Origin of the sequence: Actinoplanes sp. NBRC 103695 (genome assembly GCF_030269485.1) — a bacterium.
Lineage (GTDB): Bacteria > Actinomycetota > Actinomycetes > Mycobacteriales > Micromonosporaceae > Actinoplanes.
In genome coordinates this window covers 118,037-142,990 of record NZ_BSTL01000004.1, presented here as the reverse complement: position 1 = coordinate 142,990, position 24,954 = coordinate 118,037, and the positions used below count along the sequence as shown (strand labels likewise).

25 protein-coding genes are annotated in these 24,954 nt (G+C 70.6%); 15 read left to right on the top strand and 10 right to left on the bottom strand.

Going from position 1 to position 24,954, the window contains the following annotated elements; translation table 11 throughout:
• Positions 1-9: 9 nt before the first annotated feature.
• Positions 10-348, bottom strand: coding sequence for a MarR family winged helix-turn-helix transcriptional regulator (locus QSK31_RS07535; RefSeq protein WP_285682689.1), 339 nt, complete (start codon positions 346-348; stop codon positions 10-12).
• 156 nt (positions 349-504) lie between these two features.
• Here QSK31_RS07535 and QSK31_RS07530 point away from each other — a divergent pair, with 156 nt between their 5' ends.
• From QSK31_RS07530 to QSK31_RS07520, 3 genes are read left to right on the top strand one after another with little or no spacing between them, the layout of a single operon-like run.
• Entirely contained in the window at positions 505-1,116 is a 612-nt protein-coding gene (locus tag QSK31_RS07530; protein WP_285682245.1) for a TIGR03086 family metal-binding protein, read from the top strand.
• Between the two features lie 12 nt (positions 1,117-1,128).
• Positions 1,129-1,956 (top strand): LLM class flavin-dependent oxidoreductase, encoded by an 828-nt coding sequence (locus QSK31_RS07525; protein ID WP_285682243.1) that lies wholly within the window; start codon positions 1,129-1,131, stop codon positions 1,954-1,956.
• Positions 1,953-3,095, top strand: a complete 1,143-nt coding sequence (locus QSK31_RS07520; protein ID WP_285682241.1) for an epoxide hydrolase family protein — start codon at positions 1,953-1,955, stop codon at positions 3,093-3,095. The genes QSK31_RS07525 and QSK31_RS07520 overlap by 4 nt, the downstream gene beginning before the upstream one ends.
• Positions 3,096-3,375: 280 nt before the next feature.
• Here the strand turns inward: QSK31_RS07520 and QSK31_RS07515 are convergent, their stop codons facing one another.
• On the bottom strand, positions 3,376-4,245 hold the full coding sequence (locus tag QSK31_RS07515) for an NAD(P)-dependent oxidoreductase (RefSeq protein WP_285682239.1): 870 nt from the start codon (positions 4,243-4,245) through the stop codon (positions 3,376-3,378).
• 76 nt (positions 4,246-4,321) lie between these two features.
• Here QSK31_RS07515 and QSK31_RS07510 point away from each other — a divergent pair, with 76 nt between their 5' ends.
• The gene (locus QSK31_RS07510) at positions 4,322-5,476 is read left to right on the top strand and encodes a hypothetical protein (protein ID WP_285682237.1); all 1,155 of its coding nucleotides are present in this window, start codon (positions 4,322-4,324) and stop codon (positions 5,474-5,476) included.
• Positions 5,477-5,557: 81 nt separating this feature from the next.
• Entirely contained in the window at positions 5,558-5,911 is a 354-nt protein-coding gene (locus QSK31_RS07505; RefSeq protein WP_285682235.1) for an MmcQ/YjbR family DNA-binding protein, read from the top strand.
• 239 nt (positions 5,912-6,150) lie between these two features.
• On the opposite strand, the gene QSK31_RS07500 is transcribed toward QSK31_RS07505, so the two are convergent.
• The 4 genes from QSK31_RS07500 to QSK31_RS07485 all read right to left on the bottom strand — a co-directional run bounded on the left by QSK31_RS07500 (position 6,151) and on the right by QSK31_RS07485 (position 10,375).
• Positions 6,151-7,038: a carbohydrate ABC transporter permease gene (locus QSK31_RS07500; RefSeq protein WP_285682233.1), complete on the bottom strand. Its 888-nt coding sequence runs from the start codon at positions 7,036-7,038 to the stop codon at positions 6,151-6,153.
• Positions 7,035-7,907, bottom strand: coding sequence for a carbohydrate ABC transporter permease (locus QSK31_RS07495; protein ID WP_285682687.1), 873 nt, complete (start codon positions 7,905-7,907; stop codon positions 7,035-7,037). The genes QSK31_RS07500 and QSK31_RS07495 overlap by 4 nt, the downstream gene beginning before the upstream one ends.
• A 73-nt stretch (positions 7,908-7,980) precedes the next feature.
• Positions 7,981-9,249, bottom strand: a complete 1,269-nt coding sequence (locus QSK31_RS07490; protein ID WP_285682231.1) for an ABC transporter substrate-binding protein — start codon at positions 9,247-9,249, stop codon at positions 7,981-7,983.
• Positions 9,250-9,367: 118 nt separating this feature from the next.
• On the bottom strand, positions 9,368-10,375 hold the full coding sequence (locus tag QSK31_RS07485) for a LacI family DNA-binding transcriptional regulator (protein WP_285682229.1): 1,008 nt from the start codon (positions 10,373-10,375) through the stop codon (positions 9,368-9,370).
• 160 nt (positions 10,376-10,535) lie between these two features.
• Here QSK31_RS07485 and QSK31_RS07480 point away from each other — a divergent pair, with 160 nt between their 5' ends.
• The 5 genes from QSK31_RS07480 to QSK31_RS07460 all read left to right on the top strand — a co-directional run bounded on the left by QSK31_RS07480 (position 10,536) and on the right by QSK31_RS07460 (position 14,771).
• Entirely contained in the window at positions 10,536-11,636 is a 1,101-nt protein-coding gene (locus tag QSK31_RS07480) for an acyltransferase family protein (RefSeq protein WP_285682227.1), read from the top strand.
• A gap of 67 nt (positions 11,637-11,703) precedes the next feature.
• Positions 11,704-12,726, top strand: a complete 1,023-nt coding sequence (locus QSK31_RS07475) for a MerR family transcriptional regulator (protein WP_285682224.1) — start codon at positions 11,704-11,706, stop codon at positions 12,724-12,726.
• A gap of 44 nt (positions 12,727-12,770) precedes the next feature.
• Complete coding sequence (locus QSK31_RS07470) at positions 12,771-13,112, top strand: hypothetical protein (RefSeq protein ID WP_285682222.1); 342 nt, start codon at positions 12,771-12,773, stop codon at positions 13,110-13,112.
• Positions 13,112-14,062: a non-homologous end-joining DNA ligase gene (gene ligD, locus QSK31_RS07465; protein WP_285682220.1), complete on the top strand. Its 951-nt coding sequence runs from the start codon at positions 13,112-13,114 to the stop codon at positions 14,060-14,062. The genes QSK31_RS07470 and ligD overlap by 1 nt, the downstream gene beginning before the upstream one ends.
• A 10-nt stretch (positions 14,063-14,072) precedes the next feature.
• Entirely contained in the window at positions 14,073-14,771 is a 699-nt protein-coding gene (locus QSK31_RS07460; RefSeq protein ID WP_285682218.1) for a class I SAM-dependent methyltransferase, read from the top strand.
• A gap of 51 nt (positions 14,772-14,822) precedes the next feature.
• Here QSK31_RS07460 and QSK31_RS07455 read toward each other — a convergent pair whose 3' ends face one another.
• The 3 genes from QSK31_RS07455 to QSK31_RS07445 form a co-directional block, all read right to left on the bottom strand.
• Positions 14,823-19,037 carry a GH92 family glycosyl hydrolase gene (locus tag QSK31_RS07455; RefSeq protein ID WP_285682217.1) on the bottom strand — a complete coding sequence of 1,405 codons (4,215 nt, stop codon included), beginning with the start codon at positions 19,035-19,037 and terminating at the stop codon, positions 14,823-14,825.
• A 96-nt stretch (positions 19,038-19,133) separates the two neighbouring features.
• Complete coding sequence (locus tag QSK31_RS07450) at positions 19,134-19,793, bottom strand: response regulator (RefSeq protein WP_285682216.1); 660 nt, start codon at positions 19,791-19,793, stop codon at positions 19,134-19,136.
• Positions 19,790-20,893, bottom strand: a complete 1,104-nt coding sequence (locus QSK31_RS07445) for an ATP-binding protein (RefSeq protein ID WP_285682215.1) — start codon at positions 20,891-20,893, stop codon at positions 19,790-19,792. Before QSK31_RS07445 ends, QSK31_RS07450 begins: the two co-directional genes overlap by 4 nt.
• A gap of 119 nt (positions 20,894-21,012) precedes the next feature.
• On the opposite strand from QSK31_RS07445, the gene QSK31_RS07440 reads away from it, so the two are divergent.
• The 3 genes from QSK31_RS07440 (at position 21,013) to QSK31_RS07430 (ending at position 23,295) form a co-directional block, all read left to right on the top strand.
• Positions 21,013-21,552, top strand: a complete 540-nt coding sequence (locus QSK31_RS07440) for a hypothetical protein (RefSeq protein ID WP_285682214.1) — start codon at positions 21,013-21,015, stop codon at positions 21,550-21,552.
• 182 nt (positions 21,553-21,734) lie between these two features.
• Positions 21,735-22,457: a histidine phosphatase family protein gene (locus QSK31_RS07435; protein WP_285682212.1), complete on the top strand. Its 723-nt coding sequence runs from the start codon at positions 21,735-21,737 to the stop codon at positions 22,455-22,457.
• Positions 22,441-23,295 carry an NAD(P)H-hydrate dehydratase gene (locus tag QSK31_RS07430; protein WP_285682210.1) on the top strand — a complete coding sequence of 285 codons (855 nt, stop codon included), beginning with the start codon at positions 22,441-22,443 and terminating at the stop codon, positions 23,293-23,295. The genes QSK31_RS07435 and QSK31_RS07430 overlap by 17 nt, the downstream gene beginning before the upstream one ends.
• 281 nt (positions 23,296-23,576) lie before the next feature.
• On the opposite strand, the gene QSK31_RS07425 is transcribed toward QSK31_RS07430, so the two are convergent.
• Entirely contained in the window at positions 23,577-24,062 is a 486-nt protein-coding gene (locus tag QSK31_RS07425; protein ID WP_285682208.1) for an anthrone oxygenase family protein, read from the bottom strand.
• An 80-nt stretch (positions 24,063-24,142) separates the two neighbouring features.
• On the opposite strand from QSK31_RS07425, the gene QSK31_RS07420 reads away from it, so the two are divergent.
• Both QSK31_RS07420 and QSK31_RS07415 read left to right on the top strand, forming a co-directional pair.
• Positions 24,143-24,568: a PPOX class F420-dependent oxidoreductase gene (locus tag QSK31_RS07420; RefSeq protein WP_285682206.1), complete on the top strand. Its 426-nt coding sequence runs from the start codon at positions 24,143-24,145 to the stop codon at positions 24,566-24,568.
• On the top strand, positions 24,568-24,951 hold the full coding sequence (locus tag QSK31_RS07415; protein WP_285682205.1) for a VOC family protein: 384 nt from the start codon (positions 24,568-24,570) through the stop codon (positions 24,949-24,951). The genes QSK31_RS07420 and QSK31_RS07415 overlap by 1 nt, the downstream gene beginning before the upstream one ends.
• Positions 24,952-24,954: the final 3 nt, after the last annotated feature.

The following is a 24,954-nucleotide window of genomic DNA, read 5'->3' as shown; positions in this document are numbered from 1 at the left end:
GGACCTCCCTCAGTCGGCGTCAGGTTTAGCACCGCCCTCCGACAAAACCTGGAGGCAGCGGAGAAACACCTGCTCATCCCCTGTGGATAACGCTTCGAGGAGCCCTCGCTCGGCGGCGCGGATCGCCACCCGCACCACCGCGTGGACGTCTCGCCCGGCCGGTGTGAGCGCGAGCAGCCGGACCCGCCGGTCGGCCGGGTCCGGCTCCCGCTCGATCAGGCCGCGCCGCTGCAGATCGTCGAGCACCGGGATGAGCCGCGTCTTGTCCGCGCCGATCGACCGGGCCAGCGCCGCCTGGGTGCGCATCGGCTCGTCGCTCAGGGCCGAGAGCACCACATACGCCCACATCGAGAGGTCGTTCTCGGCGAGGATCGGCTGCTCGAGGGTGATCAGGCGGCGTGCCAGCCGGGCCGCCATCGCGCCCAGATCGGGCCGCTCCGTGTCGCTCATCACGCCGAAAAGATACCCGTTGACAGATCGTACGCTCAGGTATATCGTAAGCACATGCCTATTGATCTGCTCCAAGCCGACGCCGCCGCCGTTCGAGCCACTGTCGATCTGACGCACCGCGCCGCCCACGCTGACCTGGCTCGCCCCACGCCATGCTCGGGCTGGGACCTGCGTGCTCTGCTCGCCCACATGACGGTGCAGCACGAGGGCTTCGCCGCGGCCGCCGTCGGGCGCGGGCATGACGAGGCGGTCTGGCGACAGCGATGGCAAGACCCACAACCCTTTGAGGCGTACGCCGTGAGCGCCGCCGTCGTGCTATCGGCGTTCGAGGGCGAGGGCGTGCTGGACCGGCCGTTCCACCTGCCCGAGATCCGGCCCGAGCCGATACCCGGGCGTTTCGCCGTGGGTTTCCACCTGGTCGACTACCTCGCTCACGGCTGGGATGTCGCGGCCACGCTCGGGCTGCCGTGGTCACCTCCGCCGGACGCGCTGGCTGTGGCTCTGCCGATCGCCCGTGAGGTGCCCGATGACGAGGGCCGCACGCGTCCCGGCGCCGCCTTCGGCCCCGGCATCCCGGTCCCACCGGACGCGCCTGCGGAGATCGAGTTCCTCGGCCGTCTCGGCCGGTCGGCGGCCTGGCGGCCGGAAACTGTCGGACCTGCCTGATAGGACGGGGCCATGGCAGAGCAGATGATGCGATACGGCGTGATCCTTCCCGGCGGCACCGCGGCGCAGCAGCTCGAGCAGGCCGTGCTGGCCGAGCGCTCGGGGTGGGACGGGGTGTTCGTGTGGGAGGCGGCATATGGCGTCGACGCGTGGAGCCTGCTCGCCGCGATGGCCGCTCGCACCGAGCGCGTCCGCCTGGGCACGATCCTCACCCCTCTGCCGTGGCGCCGCCCGTGGAAAGTGGCGAGTCAGGTCGCGACCGTCGACCAGCTCTCCGGCGGCCGGGCGATCCTCGGGGTCGGCGTCGGCGCGGTGACCACCGACCTCCCGCTGACCGGGGAGGAGACCGATCTCCGTATCCGGGCCGAGATGATGGACGAGGGCATCGACCTGATGCGTGCGCTGTGGGCGGGTGAGCCGAGATTCGAGGGGCGGCACTACCGCTATGCGGTGGAGCGCAACGACCTCGGTGAGGTCGGCCGCCCGGTGCAGGCCCGGGTGCCGATCTGGGTGGTGGCGAAATGGCCCCGGCCGAAATCGATGCGGCGGGTCCTGAAATGCGATGGACTAATCCCCGGGCACGAGCAGACGCCGGAGACGATCCGGGCGACTCGTGCCTGGCTCACCGCACAAGGCGCCCCCGCCGACCTGGACATCCTCGCCGAGGGCGAGACGCCGGCCGACGACGCCGAGGCCGCGCGAGCCGTGGTGCGGCCCTTGACCGAGGCGGGCTGCACATGGTGGATGGAGACCCGCTGGGAGATGCCGCACAACAGCGACGAGCGGATGACCCAGATCATCGAGCGCATCGCGGCGGGGCCGCCAGGAGGGCCTGCATGACCACGATCGAGCCGTTCCGCTTCCAGGTCGGCGACGAACAGATCGCCGACCTGCGCAGCCGCCTGCGCTGGGCGCGCTGGCCCGAGCCCGCGACGACGGACGGCTGGGCGCAGGGGCCGCCGCTGGCCTACATCCGCGAGCTCTGCCGCTACTGGGCGGACGACTACGACTGGCGGGCCACCGAGGCACGGCTCGCCGCGGTGCCCCAGTTCCGCACGACGATCGACGGCCTCGGGATCCACTTCTGGCATGTGCGGTCGGCGCGACCGGATGCGACACCGCTGATCATGACCCACGGCTGGCCGGGCTCGGTGATCGAGTTCGAGAAGGTGCTCGGGCCGTTGAGCGAGCACTTCCACCTGGTGTGCCCGTCGCTGCCCGGCTACGGCTTCAGCGATCGGCCTTCCGGGCCGGGCTGGACGGTGGAGCGGATCGCCGACGCCTGGACCGAGCTGATGACGCGCCTCGGCTATGGCTGGTTCATCGCGCAGGGCCACGACTGGGGCACCAGCGTCAGCACGGAGATCGGCAAACGCCGACCCGACCGCGTGGCCGGGCTGCACCTGATGCCGCCGCTGGTGCCACCCGACCCGTCCACCGCCGGCGACCGGACCCCGGCGGAGGAGGCGGCCGCCGCGTCGCTGACGTCGGCCAGTACGGGAGACGGCTACTCACTGGAGCAGTCGACCAGGCCGCAGACCATCGGCTACGGCCTGGTCGACTCTCCCGCGCTGCTGTGCGCATGGATCATCGAGAAGTTCCAGGCGTGGACCGACTGCGACGGCGACCTCGAGAGTGTGCTGAGCCGTGACGAGTTGATCGACAACCTCATGTTCTACTGGCTGCCCGGCACGGGAGCGTCGGCCGCGCGGCTCTACACCGAGAGCTTCGCCCGGGTGCAGACCCGCTTCCGCGGCGGCGTCGCCGACAGGGTCGACGTGCCGACCGGTTGTTCGATCTTCCCCAAGGAGAACCCGCGCCCGTCCCGCCGCTGGGCCGAACGCCGCTTCACCGACATCCGCTACTGGAGCGAGCCACCGCGCGGCGGCCATTTCGCCGCATTCGAGCAACCCGACCTGTTCACCGCCGAGGTGATCGCCTGCGTTCGCGCCCTCACCGCCACACAGGGCTACAGATGACGACGCCGCGGTCAGACAGGCGAGCCACGAAGGCTGACGCTCCACAACGACGACCTGGGCGGGCTGCTCATCAGGCGGCCCTGCTCCCGGATCGACCTCCCCGGACCCGGATACCTGGCGTCAGCAGGTCACGCGCGCAAAGCCCTGCGCGGGCGCACGATCGGACCCATCGGCCGGTCCGCGGGCAAAGCGAAGGCCGGGGCTGCGGCTCGGGCCGTAGCGCGGACTGCGGCGGCCACTCAGGTCGGTGGGGCGGTCCGGGGGTGGCTGAGGCGGCCACTCAGGTCGGTGGGGCGGTCCGGGGGTGGCTGAGGCGGCTCACGATCTCGGCGGCCGGGAGGTTGAAGTCGGTCGTCTCGGGGTCGCCTTCGGCGAGGGCGGTGGTGGCCACGTCCAGGTATACGGCGGCGATCGCCGTGAACAGGTCGGGAGTCAGGCCCGCGCCGGCCTGGGTGGTGGCGATCTCGCGCATCTCGTCGGCGAAGCGGTCCGCCTTGGTGGCGGAGGAGACCACGCCGGCCAGGTGGGCGACGTCGTTGCGGGCCAGGTCGGCCACGACCGCGTCGAGAACGTCGTGGTGGCCGGCCGTGCGGATGGCCTGGGTGAGGAGGGCGCCCAATCCCTTGTAGACGCCGGCTGTGCACATCTTGGTCGCGCTGGCGGCACCGATCTTCGGGCCCACGATGATCGGCTGGACCTTACCGCCCCACGGCAGGTCGGCGATGGTGGCGGCGTGTTCGCCGCTCAGGAAGATGCGCGCGCCCGGGTGGACGATCGGTGGCGCTCCGGAAATGGCGCCGTCCACCACATGGGCGGGCGACAACTCCTGGGCCACGGCGGTCATCGTGGCGGGTGACACCGCGTTGAGGTCGGCCACGACGGCACGGGAACCGGTGGCCCTCAGGGCGCCGGCGATGTCTCGGGCGGCGGACAGGCTGTCGCCCGGCGGTGTTACCGAGAGGACGACGTCGGCCTCAGCCACGACCTCGTGCAGGCCGGGCAGCAGTTCCAGACCGGCGGCGCCGGCCAGGCGCCGGGTGCGCTCCGACCTCCCGGCGACGGTGGTCACCACGCGGGCGCCGCCCTCTCGCAGGGCCCAGCCAAGGCCGGACCCCATGTGTCCCGGGCTCACCAGTCCGACAGTCGTCATTCGTTGATCCTTACACGATCGGGGTAAATCAAACGGGCCATAGCTCTCAGTCGATACTTGTCGCCAGAATCGAGGGATGACCGCCCCCCTCGCGTCGTCGATCCTCGCTGTCCTCTTCGCGCTCGCGGGCTACGCCGCCGGCCGCTACCACCAGTCGCAGCCCAGCGCCGGCGATCGTGAGGACGCCTACCAGGAGGGCTTCGAGGCGGCCACGGCCAGCACCTTCAGCATGGCCGCACGCATCGCCTCCCCCGCCACGCCGGCGGCGACGCCCACCGATCTGCCGATCGCCGCCCAGACGGCGCTCGCGTCATCGGGCGTGCCCGCACCCGCGCCGATTCCACCGGCAGGTCCGGTGCTGGGCCCGGCCGCCGACGCGCGCGGCCACCGCACTCCGGCAGCCGAGATGCGCGGCACGCACGCTCCGGCAGAGGAAGCGAGCGGCGCCCACCCTCTGCCAGCCGAGTCGCACGGCACGCACACCCCGACAGCCGAGACACGCGCCCCCCACCCCGCGGCAACCGAAGCGCGCGGCACACACACCCCGACAGCCGAGGCGAGCGGCTTGCGCATTCTGGCCGCTAGTGGCATCGCGAGGGCTGGATCGGATGACGAAGACGACGGCGCGTCCGCGTTGTCGCCGATCGCGGGCTCGGCTGTCGGGATGCCGCTGGGACATCGGCACACGGCTCACGGCGGGCCACGTGCTGAAGGGTTTCCGGCGCCTACGCCGTTTGGGCACGACACGACTGAGCGTCGTGGAGGCTCGGTCGACCGAGAGCACGCGACTGACCGCCGAGGAGCCTTGGCGGGGCGTGACTCGTCGGTTGAGCGGAGGCAAACCTCGGCGGAGCATGACCCGGCAGTTGAGCGGAGGCAAACCTCGGCGGAGCATGACCCGGCAGTTGAGCGGAGGCAAACCTCGGCGGAGCGGGACGGAGGGATCGAGCGTCGGGAAGCGGTGGTGGAGGAGGAGCGCGGCGAGGGTGCGGGATCGGGGGCGTTCTTCGAACCGGTGCTTCGGGACGCGGCCGCCGATGTGCCTGGTCCTCAGGTGGGGCGACGTGGGCGGCACTTCGTGCCTGATGAGTTGGTGCAGGCTACGACCTATCGGCTGCCGGCTGATCGGGTTGCTCGGGCCAAGGTTCCGGACACCATCAAGCCGCCGGAAGTTGGGGACGACGAGTCGGATGGGTCGCGGGCCCCGGTGCCTCAACCTCGGTCGTCCTGAGGCAGGGCCACGTGTCGCACCCGGGCGATCGGCCGCCCTGAGGCAGGGCCGAATGTCGTACCCGGGCGATAGCGTCCTTGCATGGTCACCGTCGATGAGGTGCGGGAGGTTGCTCGCCGGCTGCCGCGCAGTACCGAGCATCTGATCCGGGACCGGGTGAAATTCCGGGTGGGGAAGATCGTTTATGTGGCTTTCTCGCGGGACGAGACGGTGATGGGGTTCGGGTTTCCGCGGGAGGAGCGGGCCGATCTCGTTGCCTCGCAGCCTCGGGTCTTTCATCTTCCGGGTGCGTCCGACATGCGGTTCCAGTGGGTACAGGCGTGGATGGCCGAGCTCGATCATGCGCTGATGGAGGAACTGGTCGTGGACGCCTGGCGGATGGTGGTGCCCAAGAAGGTTTCGGCTGCCTACGTCGCCGGACTGGCCGACCGCTGACCGCCGGCAGAGCGAACACTGAAAAGACGGGCGACACCGCCTCACCGGCAAGCGGGGCAGGCGGCGGCGAGCAGGCGGGCGGCGGCGACCCGCCAGGGACGGGGCGCGGGGCGGCAGGCGGCCTGAGAGCGGCGAGCAGGCGATCGGCACGGGGACGGCAGACAACGGCGAGCAGGCGGCGGCCGGTGGCGGGGCGGGCGACGCCGCCTCGGGGTGGGAGGCGGCGTCGCCGAAGGGGCTCAGCTTTTGACTGAGCCGGCCATCAAGCCGCCGATGAACCAGCGGCCCAGCAGGATGTACACCACGAGCGTGGGCAGCGACGTGATCAAAGCCCCGGCCATCGACGCGGCGTAGTCGGGGCTCTGGGCGCCGGCCAAGGCGTTCAGCGCGATCGTGATCGGGCCGTTGCGGGTGTTCGACAGGAAGATCGCGAAGAGGTAGTCGTTCCACGCCGAGGTGAACTGCCAGATGATCGTCACCACGAAGCCGGGGATGGAGATCGGCAGGATGATCCAGCCGAACGTGCGCAGCAGGCCCGCGCCGTCCATGCGGCTGGCCTCGATCAGGTCCTCGGGGACCGTGGTCGCGTAGTAGTTCCTGAAGATCAGCGTGCAGATCGGGATGCCGTAGATGCAGTGCACGAGGATCAGCGTGGGGATGCCGGGCTGGATGTTGATCGACGTCACGATCTCGCGGAGCGGGATCATCACCGCCTGGTACGGGATGAACATGCCGAACAGGATCAGCGTGAAGACCACGTCCGCGCCGGGGAAGCGCCAGCGGGACAGCACGAAACCGTTCGCCGCCCCGACCAGCGAACTGATCAGCGCCACGGGGATGGCCAGCTGGAACGTACGCAGGAAAGCCGGCTGCAGCGCGTCCCAGGCCTTGCCCCACGACGAGACCGTCCACTGCGACGGCAGGTTCCACTGGCCGGTCACACCGATCTCGTTGCCCGCCTTGAAACTGGTCACCACCAGCACGTACGCGGGCATCAGCACGACGATCAGGAAGAAGATCGCCAGGGCGTACTTGATGATCGGACCGACGATGCCGCGGCGCTTGGACGGCGGCGGCGTGGAACGCTTCTCCAGGCCGGTGGGTGGCGCGGAAGCGACAGTGGTCATCGGTTCTTCTCCGCCCGGTTGGTGTAGATCAGGTACGGCACGATGACCACCGCGACGAGGAGCAGCAGGATGATCGAGATCGCCGCGGCCTTCGAGTAGTCGCTCGTGAGCAGGGCCTGCCAGACGTAGACGGCGGGCACCTCGGTGAGCCACTGGGCGCCGGACACGCTCATGATCAGGTCGAACATCTTCATCGACATGTGGCCGACGATGATCAGCGCGGACAGGGCGACCGGCGTCAGCTGCGGGAAGATGACGTTGCGGTAGAGCCGGTAGGTACTCGCGCCGTCCATCGCGGCCGCCTCGCGCAGCTCCTGCGGGATGCCGCGGAAACCGGCCAGGAACAGCGCCATCACGTAACCGCTGAGCTGCCAGACGGCGGGCAGCGCCATCGCCGCCATGCCCCAGTCGGGATTGGTCCACCACGTGTTCTGCAGGAAGCCCAGGCCGAAACCGTCGAACACGGCGTTCAGGCCGCCGTCCGCCGGGTTCATCAGCCAGCGCCACACCACGCCGGACGCGACGAAGCTGACGGCCATCGGGAACAGGTAGACCGTACGGAAGAAGCCCTCGCCCTTGACCCCGCGCTCCAGCAGGAACGCCCACAGCAGGCCCAGCAGCATCGTGCCGACGAGGAAGACGACCGTGAAGATCAGCAGGTTCTTCAGCGAGTGCAGGAACCGGTCGTTGATGTCCTTGGTGAACAGGTCCACATAGTTCTGAAGCCCGACGAAGCCCTTCGAACCGCGGGCGTTGTGCTCGTCGGAGAGGGAGACCTTCGCGGTCCAGGCGATCAGGCCGTACACGAAGACGGCGAGCAGGATCAGGGACGGGGACAGCAGGAGCAGGCCCGGCCCCCATTGGCGCATGCGGCGCATCGGAGCTCCTCGGGTACACGCGTGGGACGGCCGGAGCCGTCCCACGCGTCGGTGACGCAGAAACCTACTTCTTCTTGCCGAACTGCTCGGCGGCGGCGACCAGTGCCTTCGTCAGGGCGGCGTCGTCCTGCTTGGTGCTGTACGCGCCGAGCGCCGAGTTCGCGGCACCCTGCCAGCCCTGCGAGCACCCCGCGCCGTGGGCGCACGACGGCACCTGCTTGGCGGACTTCCAGTCGGCCATGGCGGCCTGCTGGTACTTGGGGTAGTCGGCGGGCGCGGCGTCGGTCCGGGCCGGGATGGAGCCCTTCTTGGTGTTGAACGCCTTCTGGCCCTCGGCCGAACCGACCGTCTTCAGCCAGCACTTGGTGCCCTCGGCGTTCTTGGCGCCCTTGGGCAGCACGAACGAGTCGGCCAGCCACTGGAAGGTGGTGCCGTTGCCGGGGAAGGTGAAGAAGCCGTAGTCCTTGAAGCCCTTGGCGTCCAGGTCGGCGGCCTCCCAGTCACCCATCAGCTGGTAGCCGGCCTTGCCGTCCATGACCAGCTTCTCGGCGTCGGTCCAGTCCAGCGCGTCCCGGTCCTTGTTGGTGTACGTGAGCAGCCGCTTGAAGTCGGCGATGCCCTTCGCGACACCCGGGTCGGTCCACGGGGTGGTGCCGTTCCACAGGCCGGTGAACTTCTCCGGGCCCAGGTCGGTGATCAGCACCGACTCGAACAGCATCAGCTGGGTCCAGTCCTTACCGATGGCCAGCGGCGTGACGCCCTTGGTCTTCAGCTTGTCCAGGGCGGCGAAGAACTCGGTGAGGTCCTTCGGGTCGGTGGTGATGCCGGCCGCCGCGGTGACCTTCTTGTTGCTCCACACCACGTTGGCGCGGTGGATGTTGGCCGGCACCGAGTAGATCTTGCCGTCGACGGTGAGGTTGTCGATCAGGCCCTGCGGGAAGGCCTGCTTGAGTCCCCAGCTGTCGTAGTCGGCGCTGATGTCCTCGACCTGGCCGGCGTCGATGTAGTCGAGCAGCTCGGCGCCCGCGTGTGCCTGGAACGTGTCCGGCGGGTCGTTCTGCTGCAGGCGGCTGGCCAGCACCGATTTGGCGTTGGCGCCGGCGCCGCCGGCGACCGCGCCGTTCTCGAACGTCTGCCCGGCGCAGGCGGTGCCGAAGGCGCTGACCAGTCCGTCCAGTCCGGCCTTCTCGCCACCGTCGGCCCACCAGGTGAAAACCTCCACCTTGGTCGAACCGGATCCGTCGCCGCCCTCGTCGCCGCTGCCGCACGCGCCGGCAGTCAACAGGGCGGCTATGCCGACAGCCGCAACCGCGGCCCGTCGCGTGAAGCGCATATGTCCCCCAAGCTCGTTATTTGACATCGTTGTCAAAGACAACCGGAGGCACAATCCCGCTCAGGACCGAACATCGTCAAGGGTGATTGCGGCATCGTTTCCGGGCCGTAACGTGACGCTATGCGGGCGGACGCTCACCCGATCCGCGAGGGATCACCGTTGTGGACATCACGACCGTCCGGGCTGGACCGTCGTATCCGCTGATCCGGGCGTACGCGAGGCGCGCGGCCTCGCGTCCCAGCGCGACCATGTCGTGGGCCACGACCGTGATGCCCAGGACGTCGGCCAGGTCGAAATCGTCGAAACCGATCAGTGCCGGCGGCGTCCCGGGATGGTCGCGGAACGCTCGCAGGGCGCCGGTGGTGAGCCGGTTGTTGGTGGTGAAGATCGCGGTCGGCGGCTCCTCCAGGGCCAGCAACCGACGAACCACCTCCTCGGCGCGAACGACGTCGTGGACATCCCGGCGAATGAAGGGCTCCCAATCAGGGTTCCCAGAAGCGCGCATCGCCTGCACGAAACCCTCGATGCGGTCGCGCTGCGGCGCCTTGCGGGCCAGGTCCGAGACCAGGGCGATGCGCCGGTGGCCGCCGGCCAGCAGGTGCTCCCCCGCCGACCGGGCGCCACCCACGTTGTCGATCAGGGCGACATCCGCCTCGAGCCCGTCCGGCGGCCGGTCCAGGAAGACGAACGGGACACCGCCCGCGCCCTCGGCGGCCAGGTGGTCGTGCCGCTCGGCGCTGGGCACCACCAGCATCGCCCGCACCCGGCGTTCCAGGAACGCGTCGACCAGGTTGCGCTCGAGCTCGGCGTCCTCGTCGGTGTTCGCGGTGATCAGCTGGAGGCCGTGCTGGCGCAGCTCGCGCTCGATGCCGCTGGCCACCGCCGAGTAGAACGGGTTGGCCAGGTCGCCGCTGATCAGCCCGACCAGGGCCGAGGTAGCGCCGCGGCGCAGTTCCCGGGCGATCCCGTTGAGGCGGTATCCGAGCACGTCGGCGGCGTCACGAACTCGCTGGCCGGTGTCCTCGGCGACGTTCGGCTCGCGGTTGAGTGCCCGCGAGGCGGTCTTCAGGCTCACGCCAGCCATGGCCGCCACCTGCGTGAGCGTGGGGCGACGCAGCGCTGACATGGCGGCAAGTATGACATCGATGTCGTCGGAGATCATCGGCGGCGACCTGTCCGGTCGGAGTCCGGTGTCCGTTCGGGCGGCTCCCCGCCGAACCGGTCGGCACTACTCTCAGTGATTGCTGCCCGAAGCAGGATCGAGTGAACACCCAGGTAGGAGCCGTATGCCGAGCACGAAGTCGGCAAGCAGGGATCGGTACTTCGACACTCTGCGTGCATTAGCGATGATCCGGGTCGTGGTGTTCCACGCCTTCCCGTTCGCCGCCCTCGAGCTGGTCTTTCCCTCGATGGGCGTGATGTTCGCCCTGGGCGGTTCGCTCATGGTCAAGTCGCTCGACCGGTCGGTGTCGCGCACCATCCGCAACCGGGTGCGCCGCCTGCTGCCCGCGCTCTGGATGATGGGCCTGATCCTGGTCCCGCTGATGCTCCGGCTCGGCTGGGAGGATCACGCGCGGTGGTCGCTGCTGCTCTGGGTCGTCCCGGTCGCGCAGCCGCCGTCCTCGGAGTTCGGCTTCCCCGCCGCCGGTGTCCTGTGGTACCTGGTCACGTACCTCTGGCTGGTCCTGCTCTCGCCCCTGCTGCTGAAGCTCTACCGGCGGGCGCGCATCGCGACGCTGCTGCTGCCGCTCGCCTTGCTGGCGGTGTTCACGATGCGTCCGGACATGCTCGGCACCTCGGCCGGCGAGGTCGTGCAGAACGTGCTCGCGTACGCGACGTGCTGGATGCTCGGGTTCGCCCACCGCGAGGGTGACCTGGCCAAGGTCGGCAAGCGCTACGTCTACCCGCTCGCCGTCGCCTGCGTGGGCGGGGCCCTGACCTGGGCGTTCACCCATCCCGGCGGCGACGGCTTCGACCTGGTGGGCATCCCGCTGGCGTACTCGATCTTCAGCATCGGGTTCGTCCTGGCCCTGATGCGCTGGTCGCCGGACATGTCCTGGCTGGCCAAGGTGCGGCCGCTGGACGGGTTCGTGTCGATGGTCAACAACCGGGCCGTCACCATCTACCTGTGGCACAACGTGGCGATCACCATCGCGGTGGTCCTCTTCGACCCGCTGAAACTGTGGGAGATCCCGACCCAGTTCCTCGAGGACACGGTCGACTTCAGCATCGCGATCGCGCTGATCATCGTGGCGGTGCTCAGCCTCGGCTGGGTCGAGGACATCGCGGCGCGGCGCAAGCCACGGCTGTCCCCGTTCCCCCGGAAACGGCGCCGTGCCGCGCCCGTACCCCCGCGATCTCTCGAACCTCGGCCCGTCACCGCTTGACCTTGTCTCTGGGGGAAGGCCCAGGCTTGCTCGTGCCGGTCACCGGACCGGCACGAGGAGGGTACGGGTGGAGCTGCTGACGATCGGCGCGTTCGCACGTGCCGCCGGGCTGACCGCGAAGGCGCTGCGTCTCTACGACGAGCAGGGCCTGCTCCGCCCGGCCGCGGTGGACGCCGTGACCGGGTACCGGTTATACGCCCCGGACCAGCTCGACCGTGCCCGGCTGATCGCCCGCCTGCGCCGGGTGGACATGCCGCTGACCCGGATCCGGGAGGTGTGCGATCTGCCGCCGGACTCGGCCGCGTCGGTGGTCGCGACCTTCCGGGCCGGGCTGGAGGCGGACGCCGCGGCACGGGCACGCGAGGCCGGACTCCTCGTCGATCTGCTGAGAGGAACTCCGATGACCAAGCTGGGACTGACCTCCGCCGCGCGGACCGCGATCGGTCTGGTGCGAGAGACAAACGAGGATGTGGCGTACGCCGACAGCACGGTGCTCGCCGTCGCCGACGGGCTCGGCGGGCTGCCCAACGGCGAAGAGGCCAGTGCGGCGGCCGTGGCGGCGGTCCGTGCCGGCGCGTCCGATCTCGGCGAGCTCGCCGACCAGGTGGCCGCCGCCGGCCGGACGATCAAGGCGATGGACGGCCCTGGGACCACCCTGACCGCGTTGATCCGATCCGCCGACAAGCTGCTGCTGGCCCATATCGGGGACACCCGCGCCTATCTGCTGCGCAACGGTGAGCTCTTCCGGCTGACCCAGGATCACTCGTACGTGCAGACGCTGGTCGACGCCGGCAAGATCGGGGCGGGTGAGGCGGCGGACCATCCGAAGCGCGCGGTGCTGGTGCGAGCGCTGGGCGGGGGCAACGACGAACCCGACCTCGGGCAGCGGGCGTTGCTGGCCGGCGACCGCTATCTGCTCTGCTCGGACGGGCTGTGGGCCGCGGTTCCGCCCGCCGGACTGGCGGCGGCGCTCCCCGGCGACGACCCGGGCGCCGTCGCCGACCGGCTGATCGAGCTGGCACACACCCACGGCGCGCCCGACAACGTCGCGGTGGTCGTCGCCGATGTGATCGCGCTGGTCGCGGACTGATTACGAACCCTGCGAGCGAGGCCGCGCGCCCCTAGGCTGAGCGCGTGACGACGGTGGACGAGCAGCAGTCCGGACTTGCCATGCGCGTTGCCCTGTCGAAGGTCGAACCCCGCCGCGACGTGGCCCGGCGCACCGAGGTGGCGCTCCGGGTCACCGCGGTCACCCTGGCGTGGCTGGTCACCATGGCGCTGCTGCTCGGCTGGAGCCTCGCCACCCCCGGCCCGGCCGGCGGCGAGCGCTACCTGGCCGCGCTGGTCGCGATCCTGCTGCCGTTCGTCGCGGCGGTCATCGCGGTCAGCAACACGCAGTACCGCCTGGGCGGGGTGTACGTCGTGCTCACCCTGGTCATGGTCATTCCGGCGCTGGGCATGGCAGGGTGGTCGTGATGGAGCTTGACGGCGTCACCTTGACGAACCTGGACCAGGAGATCTTCCCGGACGCCGGGGTGACCAAGCGCGACCTGATCGACTACCTCGACGCGGTCCGCGACCGCATCCTGCCGGTCCTCGCCGACCGGCCGCTGACCGTGATCCGGGTGCTGCGCGGCCAGGATTCCTTCGTCCAGAAGAACCTGCCGAAATACACCCCCGACTGGGTCGAGCGGACCGAGGTGTGGGCGGAGGCCTCCCAGCGCAAGGTCAACTACGCGCTCTGCAACGACCGCCGCACCCTGCTGTGGTTCGGCAACCAGCGGGCCATCGAGTACCACCCCGCCCTGATGCGCGTCGGCAGCCACCACCCCACCCACCTGATCATGGACCTGGACCCGCCCGAGGGCGGCGCCTTCCCGCTGGTCGTCGACGCCGCCCGCCTGGTCAGGCAGGTCCTCGACGACCTGGGCATGGGCCACGCCGTCAAGACCAGCGGCTCCAAGGGCCTGCACATCTTCGTACCGTTGCCTTCCGACGCGGCCGTCGAGGACGTGGCCGCCGCGACCCGGGCCATCGCCGCCCGCGCCGAGCGCCTCGACCCGTCCATCGCCACGACGGCGTTCATCCGCGAGGACCGCCACGGCAAGGTCTTCCTGGACTCGACCCGGGCCGGCGGCGCGACCGTGGCGGCGGCGTACAGCCCGCGCATCCGCCCGAACGCGCCGGTGTCGTTCCCGCTGTCCTGGTCCGAGTTGGACGGTGTGACGCCGGCCGACTTCACCATCAAGACGGCGCTGGAACGCCTCGGCGACCGCGACCCGTGGGCCGAGGCGATGCCCGAGCCGCAGGCGCTGGACGCCGGGCTGGTCGAGGAGGGCCACACGATCCCGATCGCCCGGGTGGCGGCCATGCACGAGGGCAAGCGCCGCAAGGCCCAGCAGCGCCGCGAGTCCACCGAGGACTAGGGTTCCGGACATGCGTGAGGCCCGGTACGACGCGGTCGCCGACTTCTACGACGCGGGCTTCTCCGACCCCGCCGATCCCGTGCTGACCACCCTGCTCGATCTGCTCGGGCCGCCGCGCGGCCGGCGAGTCCTCGACCTGGCGTGCGGCCACGGCCGGGTGACCCGCGACCTGGCCCGGCGGGGCGCCACGGCCACCGGTGCCGACCTCTCCGGCGCCCTGCTGGCCAAGGCCCGGGCGGTCGCCGACCCGCCGGGCATCCGGTACGTGCACGCCGACGCGGCCGACGCACTGGACCTCGCCGACGGTTCCTTCGACGCCGTGGTCTGCAACTTCGGCCTGGCCGACATCGACGACCTGGACGGCGCCCTGGCCACGACCCGGCGCGTGCTCCGTCCCGGCGGCACGTTCGTGTTCTCGATCCTGCACCCGTGCTTCGCCGGCTCGGCCGCGGTCTCCGGCACCTGGCCCACCACCGGGACGTACTACGACGAGGGTTTCTGGACCGCCACCGGCGAGCAGTCGTCCCTGCGCCGCCGGGTGGGCGCCAACCACCGCACCCTGTCCACCTACCTCAACGCCCTCGCCCGGCGCGGCCTGCTCGTCACCGAGATGCGCGAGCCCCGCCCACCCGCCGAGTGGACGACCGGCGACCGCCACGAAGCGGCCCGCCAGCCGGTCTTCCTGGTGGCCCGCTGCACCCTGACGTAACAAGCGGGGCGCCGCTCGGAAGAACGGCGCCCCGCACGTACTCGTGTTACCTCAGAGCTTGGCGCACTGGCCCTGCTTGCTGCCGGTCACCCGGTTGGGCAGGCCGTTGTCGACCGGCGCCGGGTCGTTGCCGGAGCAGGCCAGGACGCCCGTGATGCGGTTCGCGGAGATCACCGTGGCGGTGTCGTTGCGGCGGATCGTGACCGCGCCTCGGACGACCGAGTTCTCCACGCTGACCGGGCCGGAGTCGGCCGCCTTGAGGGTGCCTGTCACCGTGCTGCTCAGGATGGACAGGGTGCCCGCATTGGTGGCGGTGACGTCGGCCTTGAGGGTGGCGCCCGTCGCGTAGAGCGAAGCGCCGTCCTTCACCGTGATGGAGCCGTTGACCGTGGCGCCCGCCGTGAGGCAGGTGACGCCGGACTTCACCGTGAAGCCGCCGACCACCTTGTCGCCGATCGTGGTGGTGCAGGCGGGCTTGGGCTTGCCGAGGAGTTCGATCTCGGACAGGGCCGCCGTGCCCGCCGTCACCTCCAGGCGGTAGTAGGCGTACGTGCCGGGGTTGGCGATCTTGAACGGGCGGGTCTGCAGGCGCCAGTCGAACTTCTGGGCGCCGCGTTCGTCGACCGTCGTCCACGTGGTGCCGTCGTAGGAACCGCGCAGCCGCCACGCCGTCGGGTCGCCTACGACGTTGCTCGAGGTGAGCGTGTAGAACGTCGGCTGCTCGCCGCCGGACGCGAACTGGTACTGCCACGCGTTGCCGGCCAGGGTGGCCCGGGTGGCCGTGGTGTCGTCGACCAGCGCCGGCTCGGACGCCGTGCCCTTGCCGGGGCCGGTCAGGTCGCGCAGCGGGTCGGCCACCCTGTCACCGGTGGTCAGCGACGGCGGCGGGCTGGAAGCACCCCACGCCGACGGCTGCGAGCCCATGTCGAAGTCCAGCGTCGCGCCGTCCGACAGCAGCGAGTGCGGCAGGGAGGTCGAGTCGTACGCCTTGCCGTTGACCTTGAGCGACTGCACGTAGACGTTCGACGCCGAGTTGTCCGGCGCGTTGATGACGATCTTCTTGCCGTTCTCCAGGTTGACCGTGGCCTTGGTGAAGAGCGGCGAGCCGACCGCGTACGCCGGGTTGCCCATCTGCAGCGGGTAGAAGCCGAGCGCGCTGAACACGTACCACGCGCTCATCTCGCCGTTGTCCTCGTCGCCGGGGTAGCCCTGGCCGATCTCGCTGCCCAGGTAGAGCCGCGACACCGCCTCGCGGGCCAGCTTCTGCGTCTTGGACGGCTGACCGGCGTAGTCGTACATGTAGATGATGTGGTGCGACGGCTGGTTGCTGTGGCCGTACTGGCCCATCCGGACGTCCCGCGCCTCCAGCATCTCGTGGATCACCGAGGTGTACGAGCCGCGTTTGGTGGCCGTTTCCGGCGTCGCGAAGAACGTGTCCAGCTTCTTCGCGAGTCCTTCCTTGCCGCCGTACAGGTTGGCCAGGCCCTGCCCGTCCTGCGGGACGTGGAAGGCCATGTTCCAGCCGTCCGTCTCGGTGTAGTCGTAGCCCCACACCTCCGGGTCGTACTGCTGCGGGCCTTGCCGCCAGCCACCGGCCGAGTTCTTGCCCTGGAAGAAGCCGACCGCCGGGTCGAACATGTTGACGTAGTTCTGCGCGCGGTTGCGGAAGTACTCCGCCTCCTCGTCGTGGCCGAGCGCCGCCGCCATGTTCGCGATGCCGTAGTCGTTGATGTAGCCGTCCATCGCCCAGGACATCGCCTCGCCGGTGGAGTCGCTCGGCGTGTAGCCCTTGAAGATCGACGTGGCCATGCCCTTGCGCCCGACGTTGCCGTTGGGCGGGGTCACGGTGGCGTTCTTCACCGCGGCCTCGTACGCCGCGTTCTTGTCGAAATCGATTCCCTTCAGGTACGCGTCCGCGAACGCGACGTCCGAGCTCGTGCCGACCATCAGGTCCGCGTATCCGGGCGCCGACCAGCGGGAGATCCAGCCGCCGTCCTTGTACTGCTGGACGAAGCCGTCGACCATCTCACCGGCCTGCGAGGGGGTGAACAGCGAGTACGCCGGCCAGGTGGTGCGGTAGGTGTCCCAGAAGCCGTTGTTCACGTACACCTTGCCGTCCTTGACCTGGGCCCCGGTCTCGGTCGGCGTGCTGGGCGGGGTGGTGGTCGACGACTGCACCGCGTGCTTCCACACCGGAGCGTCGGTCGTGCCGGTGTTCTCGTGCGCCGAGTTCGGGTAGAGGAACAGCCGGTACAGGTTCGAGTAGAGCGTGGTGAGCTGGTCCTGCGACGCGCCCTCCACCTCGATGACGTGCATCTTCTGGTCCCACAACGCCTGGGCCGCGGCGCTGACCGAGGCGACCGTCGCGTCGGCGGCCAGTTCCAGGTCCAGGTTCTTCTTCGCCTGGTTCACGCTGAGCAGCGACGTGGCGATGCGCATCGTCACGGTCTTGTCGGTGGTGGTGTCGAACTTCAGGTAGCCGGTGGACGGCCGGTTGCCACTGGCCAGCATGCCGCTGGCGGTGACCGGGGCGTCGACCGTGCCGTACACGAAGAGCCTGCTCTGTCCGGCCGAGCCGCTGCCGCTGTTCACGTCGGACCAGCCGGAGAACGCCCGGCCGGCCGCGTCGATGGTCAGGCCGGACTCGCCGTCCGCATTGTCCAGGATCAGGTTCGAGCTGGCGCCGGTGAACGTGAAGTCGAAGATCGCGGCGTGATCCGTGGGCGCGAACGACGTCTTCATCCCGTTGTCGAAGGTGACGCCGTAGTGGTACGGCTTGGCCTCCTCGTTCTCGTGACCGAACGCCAGCGCCCGGGCGGCCCGGTTCGCGTCCGGGGTGCCCGGCGCGGCCGACGGCATGACCTGGAAGGTCTGCCGGTCACCCATCCACGGGCTGGGCTCGTGGCTGGCCGAGAACGCCTCGATGGTCGGGCGGTTGGCGGCGTTGTTGTCCCGGTGGTACTCGTACAGCCAGCGGGTCGTGGTGGCGTCGGTCACCGGGGTCCAGAAGTTGAAGCCGTGCGGCACCGCGGTGGCCGGGAAGTTGTTGCCCCGGGAGAAGTCACCGGACGACTGCGTGCCGCGCCGGGTGTCGGCGTACTCGGACAAATGAGCCTTCGGGGCCGAGGGCTCGACGGACGTCAGCTTGATGTCGTCGAACCAGGCCTTGAACTGCGCCGGCCCGGCCGGTTTGTCGTAGCCGATCAGGATCCGGTCGACGGTCTTGCCCTCGGCGACGCCGCCGATCCGCGCGGTCTTGAGATTCCACTGCTGCGTGTACAGCGTCTTCGACTCACCCTGCGCCACCGGGCTGACCCGAGCACCGTGCTGGTCGACCGCGTTCAGCTCGGACAGGTAGGTGCCGTCGGTGAAGGCCAGGTCCACCGCGGTGTACGTCGCCGGGTTGCTCAGGTCGTCCTTGGTGAACTCGGGGAACACCAGGTACGACAGCTCGGTGTCGGCGGTGATCTCGACGTCCACGTCGTAGACCTTGTTGTACGAGTACCCGCGCCCGGTGGCGGTGTGCCGCCCGGCGATCTGGAACGCCCGCAGCCCGGAGTAGCCCACCCCGGTCTTGGCGGTCGGCGAGCTGGTCGGGCCCGTGCCGACGTGGCTGATCATGTTGGCCGGCGGCTCGGAGGTGGTGCCGTCGTTGAGCTCCCAGTCGGCCAGCTGGGTCAGGTTGCCGGACGGGTGGCCGGTGATGTTCAGCCGGTAGACGCTGAACGAGCCCGGGTTCGCGATCTCGTACGTGTTGGTGACGTACCGGTCGGCGAAGGTCTCACCGGTCCGCGAGTCCACGGTGGTCCAGTCGCTGCCGTTGTCGGAGCCGAGGATCTGCCAGTCGCGCGGGTCGCGTTCCTCCGCGTCGTTGGCCGACGTCATCGTGTAGCGGATCGCCCGCGCCGGGGCGTCCAGCGTGTACTGCGCCCAGCTCGTCGGCGTGTCCACCAGCCACTTGGTCTGGGAGTCGCCGTCGTTGAGGTTGTTCACACCCTCGGCGGAGTTCGGCGACGCGTTCGCGGAGATCGCGATCACGCTGTCCCGCAGGCTGCCGGGCGCGCCGGACCGCACCGGGCCGGCGACGCCGCTCGATCGGGGCCCGTCCGAGCCGGTGTCCACCGTGTCGGACCAGGTCGGCTGCGGGTCACCGGCCTCGAACGAGGACGCGAAGGGTGGGTCGGCGGCGTGCGCCGGGCTGCCGGTGGCCAGCGAGGCCAGCAGCGCCAAGGACGCCGTGACGGCGACCTTTCGAGCCGGTTGCATGCGGTCTCCTACGTCGGATGTGGGGGCGCGCTTAACACACCCGACACATCCTGACCGTCATGCCGGTCGATGCACAAGACCTCGCTGACATCGATGTCAGGAGGGTTCCACCAGCCCGTCCTCATAGGCCAGGATGACCAGCTGGACCCGGTCCCGGACGCCCAGCTTGGCGATCGCCCGGGTGATGTGCGTCTTCGCGGTCAGCGGGCTGATCACCAGCTCGGCGGCGATCTGCTCGTTGGACAGTCCCGTCGCGACCAGCCGGACCACCTCCACCTCCCGGGCGGTCAGCACGGCGAGCCGTTCGCCGGGAGCGCGCGGCGACTTGCCCAGGCTGAATTGCCTGACCACGCGCCGCGTCACCGACGGGGAGAGCAGAGCCTCCCCCGCGGCCACCACTCGCACGGCGTGCCGCAACCCCTCCGGGTCGACCTCCTTGGTCAGGAAGCCACTGGCCCCCGCCTCCAACGCAGCGAACACGTACTCGTCCGTCTCGAACGTGGTCAGGATGATCACCCGGCAGTCCGTCAGCGACGGGTCGGCGACGATCCGCCGGGTCGCCTCGATGCCGTCCAGACCGGGCATCCGGATGTCCATCAGCACCACGTCCGGCCGCGCCGAGCGGGCGGTCCGCACCGCCTCGTCCCCGGTGGACGCCTCGGCCACCACCGAGATCTCCCGGTCCCGCCGGAGCAGGCTGCGGAAGCCGGCGCGGACCAGCTGCTGGTCGTCGGCGAGCAGGACGGTGATCGTCATGGCAGCGGGATCGTCGCGCGTACCGTGAAACCGCCCTCGGAGACCAGCGCGAGATCGCCGCGCAGCGCGGCCACCCGCTCCCGCATCCCCGGAATGCCGTGCCCGTCACCGTCCGGCGACCCGCCACGTCCGTCGTCCGCCACCGAAACCTCCACCTCCGTCGGCCGGTAGTGCAGCCGGACGTCCACCCGGGATGCGCCCGCGTGCCGCACCGTGTTGGTCAGCGCCTCCTGCACCACCCGGTAGAGGGCGGTCGCCACCGGCGCGGGCACGTCCCGCCGGTCACCATCCTCGGTCACCGACACCTCCAGCCCGGCGCCGCGCACCTGGTCGGCGAGTCGTTCCAGCCCGCTCAGCTCACCGGCCGGCTGATCCGTCCGGGCGCCGTCCCGCAGCACCTCGACGAGCGCCCGCAGATCCAGCATGGCCCGGTTGCGCACGTCCTGTGCCAGCCGGAGCGCCTCCCGCGCCTCGGCCCGGTCGTCGTCGAACGCGTCGATCGCCACGTTCAGGTGCACGCCCACCACGGCGAGGGTGTGCGAGACGACGTCGTGCAGGTCCCGGGCGATCTCCACGCGTTCCTCGGCGCGGCGCCGGCGGGCCGCCTGCTCCCGCTCGTGCTCGTCGGCGGTGAGGCGGGCGGTGAGCTCGGTACGCCAGCGCAGGTTGTTCCGGTACGCCGTGGCTGCCGCCAGTGCCGCGGCGATCCACAGCGCTTCCGCCCCGACATGGGCCACCGCCCACGCGACGCCGTGATCCACGTCCACGAACGCGTCCCACTGCAGGCCGTACAGCAGAATCGCCGCCGCGACGATCGACGCCGCGCGCAGCCGCCCCCACAGGGCCATCGCCACGAACGCCGCCGTGGCCGGCCACGCCCAGCCCGCGCCGATCAGGTCCGCGCCGCGCATCGCCGCCACGGACGCCACCGACAGGATCAGCACGGTGAGCGGCCACCGCCGCAGGAAGAAGGCGAAGATCGCCAGCCAGACGGCCAGCGTCGCGGTCATCGTGGTGTTGATCGTCCCCCCGGTCAGCGCCATCCCCACCGGTACCCCGATGAGCGTGACCGCCGCCGTCGTCAAGTCGTGTCGTCGCATGCCCTGAACGCTAGGAATCCACCGGTGTCCGGCGCGTCGTCCGCTCGCGGTCACCTGCCGTTCCTCCATCCGGAGTAGGAACTACACCGTTCGCTGTATCCGCTGGCTAAGGTGGCGTAGTGACCGCCGCCGATTTATTGGCCGCCTCAGGCCGGTTCTCCATCCGCCCCGGCCTGTCCGATGCCGAGCTCGCCGCCGTCGAGCACGAGTTCGCCTTCAGCTTCGCCGACGATCATCGCGCATTCCTGGCCGGTGGACTGCCCTTCGGCCGCGGCTGGCCGGACTGGCGTGACGGCGACCGGGCCGCCCTCCGCGAACGCCTGGCGCTGCCCGTCGACGGCGTCCTCTTCGACGTGGTCCAGAACGACTTCTGGTACGGCGGCTGGGGCCCGCGCCCGGCGTCCGAGGAGGCCGCGCTCGACGTGGCCCGCACCGGCCTGGTCACGGCCCCGCGCATGATCCCGGTCTACGCCCACCGCTACCTCCCGGCCGGCCGCGGCGCCCACGGCCACCCGGTCATGTCGATCTACCAGACCGACATCGTCTGCTACGGCAACGACCTGGAGGACTTCCTCCACCGCGAGTTCGGCATCGGCCCCGGCTCCGGCGGCGAGCCGGCCCGCCCCACCGTCCCGTTCTGGAGCCGCCTGGTTCTCTAAAACATTCCGGGGTACGCGCTGAGCACAGCACCGTCCCCACTCCGCGAGCCAGCCGGTGCTCCCGCCTTTGCCGCGGCCGCCGGGCTCAGATCGGTGGTCCGGCCGGCCTCACCGCCGCGGCCCCCCATCGTCCCCGCGCGGGTGAGGCGATTATCCGGGCGGTCCTGGGTAAGACAGGCTGCGTGAGAGATGAACGCCTGCGGTGGCTGGCTGTGGTGCGCCACGGGCAGAGCACCGGCAATGTCATCGCGGAGCACGCGGAACGCGACGGGCTGGAGACGATCGACATTCCGGAGCGGGACGCCGACGTGCCGCTGTCGGACACCGGGCGGGACCAGGCCGCCGCGGTCGGGCAGTGGCTCACCGAGAACACGCCCGACGTCGCGATCGTCTCGCCGTACCTGCGCGCCCGGCAGACCGCCGAGATCGCCCTCGGCGACACCGGCGTGCCCGTGCTCGTCGACGAACGGCTGCGCGACCGTGAGCTGGGCGTCCTCGACCTGCTCACCGGGCGCGGCGTCCAGGCCCGGCTCCCGCACGAGGCGGCCCGGCGCCGGCGGCACGGCAAGTTCTACTACCGGCCGCCGGGCGGTGAGTCCTGGGCGGACGTGCTGCTGCGGCTACGGGCGCTGCTGCGCGAGGTCCGTGAGGACCATCCGGACGGGCGGGTCGTGCTGTTCGCCCACGACGCGACGGTCCTGATGGTCCGCTACCTGGCCGAGAACCTCAGCGAGGCCGAGCTGATGGCGGTCGCGGCCGGCACCGCCGTGGCGAACTGTTCGGTCAGCACCTGGCGCCGCGCCGGCGGAATGCTGGTCCCCGACCTGTTCAACCACGTCGAGCACCTCCACCACGAGGGCGCCACCCCGACGCGTCAGGAGAACGTGAATGCCGAACCGTCCTGAGGAACACGTCATCACGCCCGCCCTGCTGAGGTCGTGGCCGCTGCCCGACCCGCAGGGCGGCAAGAAGGACCGCGGCACCGTGCTGGTGGTCGGCGGCTCCCGCTTCACCCCCGGCGCGGTGCTGCTGGCCGGGGTCGCGGCCCTGCGCGCCGGTGCGGGGGTGCTCCAGCTCGCGGTCGACGGCGGCACCGCGACCGCGCTCAGCATCGCGGTGCCCGAGGCCAAGGTGGTCAGCCTGCCGGACAAGGACGCCGCCCTGCCCGGCGAACTACGGGAACTCGCCGAGCAGGCCGACGTGCTGGCCATCGGTCCGGGCCTCGACGACATCGACGAGACCGCCCGCCTGATGCGCGAACTGCTCGACGTCGCCGACAAGGACGCGGCCGTCGTGCTGGACGCGTACGCGCTGGGCGCCTTGAGCAACGACGCCGACGTGCTCGCCGGCCGGTCCCCGCGGGTCGTGCTCACGCCGAACGCCACCGAGGCCGCCCACCTGCTCGGCCGCGACCCCGGCGACGACCTGGCCGGCGCCGCCCGGGCGGTCGCCGGGCAACGCCAGGCGGTCGTGACGTTGCGCAGCCACATCGCCGCCCCCGACGGACGCACCTGGCGTGAGGAGAGCGGCGACTCCGGCCTGGGCACCTCCGGCAGCGGCGACGTGCTGGCGGGCATCATCGCCGGCCTGCTCGCCCGGGGCGCCGAGCCGGCCCAGGCGGCGTGCTGGGGCGCCTACGCCCACGCGGTGAGCGGCCGGCGCCTCATCCCCCGGCACGGGCGCACCGGCTTCCTGGCCCGCGAACTCGTCGACGAGGTGGCCGCGACCATCGCCACGGTCTGACCGCCACGAGCCCGGGCCGGAAGCTGCCCGAGCCCGACCCTGCTGTCAAGGCGCTTTGCTCTGCTTACCCATACGCACCACGGTGGCGCCGGACGCATCCGGACGGCGCCGGCCTCCGGTGCTTCCTATAGGTAAGCAGAGCAAAGCGCCACTGGGTAAGCAGAGCAAAGCGCCACGTCCGGCGGTCGCGGCACGGGCCGCGACCCACGTCCGAGCTCGCGGAGCGGGGACGGTGCCGTGGTGTGCGCGTACCTGAGAACGGTCTTGATCTTGGTGGGGGGTCAGGGTCGGGAAGCCGTCAGGGCCCAGCAGAGGGCGCCGAAGGCCGCCGTGGTGGCGAGGGTGCGGATCAGGTTCCAGGTGAGCCAGCGGGCCTCGTCGAAGCGGGCGCGGACGGCGGCCAGGTCGGGGATCTGGTCGGGGGCGCCGGCGGCCTTGAGGGCGTTGTTCATCGGGACGTTGACGGCCATCGTGATGATGACGACCGCCAGGTAGAGGGCGAGCGCCGTGAGGATCCAGGGCAGCGGGGCGCGGCCGGGGTTGAGCAGCGCGGCCGCGGCGGTCAGGAGCAGCGCGCCGAGGAAGCTGACCATGAACCAGGGGTTGATGATGGCGCGGTCGATGGCCTGGAAGGCGCCGACGAAGGTGCGGTCGTCGGTTCGGGCCAGGCCCTGCATGACGGTGTGCTGGTAGAGACCGAAGACGCCGGCCATCAGGCCGGTGGTCATCGTCGCCGCGATCAGTGCGGCCACCCGGAGTACGGACATGAGGACAGTCAACCGGCGGGCGGGGGCTCGAGCCATCGTTGAGCGTCTGCGCCGCATACGCGAAACGCTAGGGTGGCTGGATGGCTGTTGAACTGTGGGACGTGCTGGTGGCGGCGCACGACGGGACGCTGGCGACCATCAAGAAGGACGGGCGGCCGCAGCTCTCCGATGTCACGTATCTCGCCCAGCGGGAGCCGGGGCTGATCCGGGTCTCGACGCGGGAGCCGCTGGCGAAGGTCCGCAACCTGAAGCGGGATCCGCGCGCCAGCCTGCACGCGCGTGCCACGACCGGCCACGGGTACGTGGTGGCCGAGGGCATCGCCTCGTTCTCCGAGCCGGCCGCGGACGCGCACGACGCCACCGTGGACGAGCTGGTCGAGGTGTACCGGACGATCCGCGGCGAGCACCCGGACTGGGACGACTACCGGCGGGTCATGGTCGAGGACAACCGGGTCGTGCTGCGCATCCAGGTGGAGAAGGTGTACGGCTGGCACATGGAGGTCTGATGGCGCGCATCGGGGACATCGTCGTGGACTGCGCGCACCCGGCGTCGCTCGCGCGGTTCTGGGCGGCGGCACTCGACGGGTACGCGGTGGCGCCGTACGACGAGGCCGAGCTGGCCCGGCTGCGCGACACCGGGGTGGACGACCCCGAGGACGACCCGAGCGTGCTGGTCGAGGCCGGTCCGGGGCAGCCGCGCCTGTGGTTCACGCGCGTACCGGAACCGAAGACCGTGAAGAACCGCCTGCACCTCGATCTGCGCGCCGACGACCACCGCGCCGAGCTGACCAGGCTGGTCGGCGCCGGCGCGGAGGTGGTGGCGGATCAGGCGGGCTGGACGACGCTGCGCGACCCGGAGGGCAACGAGTTCGACCTGCTCAAGGGGTAAGGC

What these genes read in the sequence shown, in the direction of transcription:
- QSK31_RS07425 (WP_285682208.1), bottom strand. Translation starts at nt 24,062, where the DNA reads ATGTCCGTACTCCGGGTGGCCGCACTGATCGCGGCGACGATGACCACC.
- QSK31_RS07525 (WP_285682243.1), top strand. Translation starts at nt 1,129, where the DNA reads ATGGCAGAGCAGATGATGCGATACGGCGTGATCCTTCCCGGCGGCACC.
- QSK31_RS07520 (WP_285682241.1), top strand. Translation starts at nt 1,953, where the DNA reads ATGACCACGATCGAGCCGTTCCGCTTCCAGGTCGGCGACGAACAGATC.
- QSK31_RS07445 (WP_285682215.1), bottom strand. Translation starts at nt 20,893, where the DNA reads ATGCGACGACACGACTTGACGACGGCGGCGGTCACGCTCATCGGGGTA.
- ligD (WP_285682220.1), top strand. Translation starts at nt 13,112, where the DNA reads ATGGAGCTTGACGGCGTCACCTTGACGAACCTGGACCAGGAGATCTTC.
- QSK31_RS07495 (WP_285682687.1), bottom strand. Translation starts at nt 7,907, where the DNA reads ATGCGCCAATGGGGGCCGGGCCTGCTCCTGCTGTCCCCGTCCCTGATC.
- QSK31_RS07415 (WP_285682205.1), top strand. Translation starts at nt 24,568, where the DNA reads ATGGCGCGCATCGGGGACATCGTCGTGGACTGCGCGCACCCGGCGTCG.
- QSK31_RS07460 (WP_285682218.1), top strand. Translation starts at nt 14,073, where the DNA reads ATGCGTGAGGCCCGGTACGACGCGGTCGCCGACTTCTACGACGCGGGC.
- QSK31_RS07490 (WP_285682231.1), bottom strand. Translation starts at nt 9,249, where the DNA reads ATGCGCTTCACGCGACGGGCCGCGGTTGCGGCTGTCGGCATAGCCGCC.
- QSK31_RS07420 (WP_285682206.1), top strand. Translation starts at nt 24,143, where the DNA reads ATGGCTGTTGAACTGTGGGACGTGCTGGTGGCGGCGCACGACGGGACG.
- QSK31_RS07485 (WP_285682229.1), bottom strand. Translation starts at nt 10,375, where the DNA reads ATGTCAGCGCTGCGTCGCCCCACGCTCACGCAGGTGGCGGCCATGGCT.
- QSK31_RS07530 (WP_285682245.1), top strand. Translation starts at nt 505, where the DNA reads ATGCCTATTGATCTGCTCCAAGCCGACGCCGCCGCCGTTCGAGCCACT.
- QSK31_RS07455 (WP_285682217.1), bottom strand. Translation starts at nt 19,037, where the DNA reads ATGCAACCGGCTCGAAAGGTCGCCGTCACGGCGTCCTTGGCGCTGCTG.
- QSK31_RS07515 (WP_285682239.1), bottom strand. Translation starts at nt 4,245, where the DNA reads ATGACGACTGTCGGACTGGTGAGCCCGGGACACATGGGGTCCGGCCTT.
- QSK31_RS07535 (WP_285682689.1), bottom strand. Translation starts at nt 348, where the DNA reads ATGTGGGCGTATGTGGTGCTCTCGGCCCTGAGCGACGAGCCGATGCGC.
- QSK31_RS07480 (WP_285682227.1), top strand. Translation starts at nt 10,536, where the DNA reads ATGCCGAGCACGAAGTCGGCAAGCAGGGATCGGTACTTCGACACTCTG.
- QSK31_RS07505 (WP_285682235.1), top strand. Translation starts at nt 5,558, where the DNA reads ATGGTCACCGTCGATGAGGTGCGGGAGGTTGCTCGCCGGCTGCCGCGC.
- QSK31_RS07510 (WP_285682237.1), top strand. Translation starts at nt 4,322, where the DNA reads ATGACCGCCCCCCTCGCGTCGTCGATCCTCGCTGTCCTCTTCGCGCTC.
- QSK31_RS07500 (WP_285682233.1), bottom strand. Translation starts at nt 7,038, where the DNA reads ATGACCACTGTCGCTTCCGCGCCACCCACCGGCCTGGAGAAGCGTTCC.
- QSK31_RS07430 (WP_285682210.1), top strand. Translation starts at nt 22,441, where the DNA reads ATGCCGAACCGTCCTGAGGAACACGTCATCACGCCCGCCCTGCTGAGG.
- QSK31_RS07450 (WP_285682216.1), bottom strand. Translation starts at nt 19,793, where the DNA reads ATGACGATCACCGTCCTGCTCGCCGACGACCAGCAGCTGGTCCGCGCC.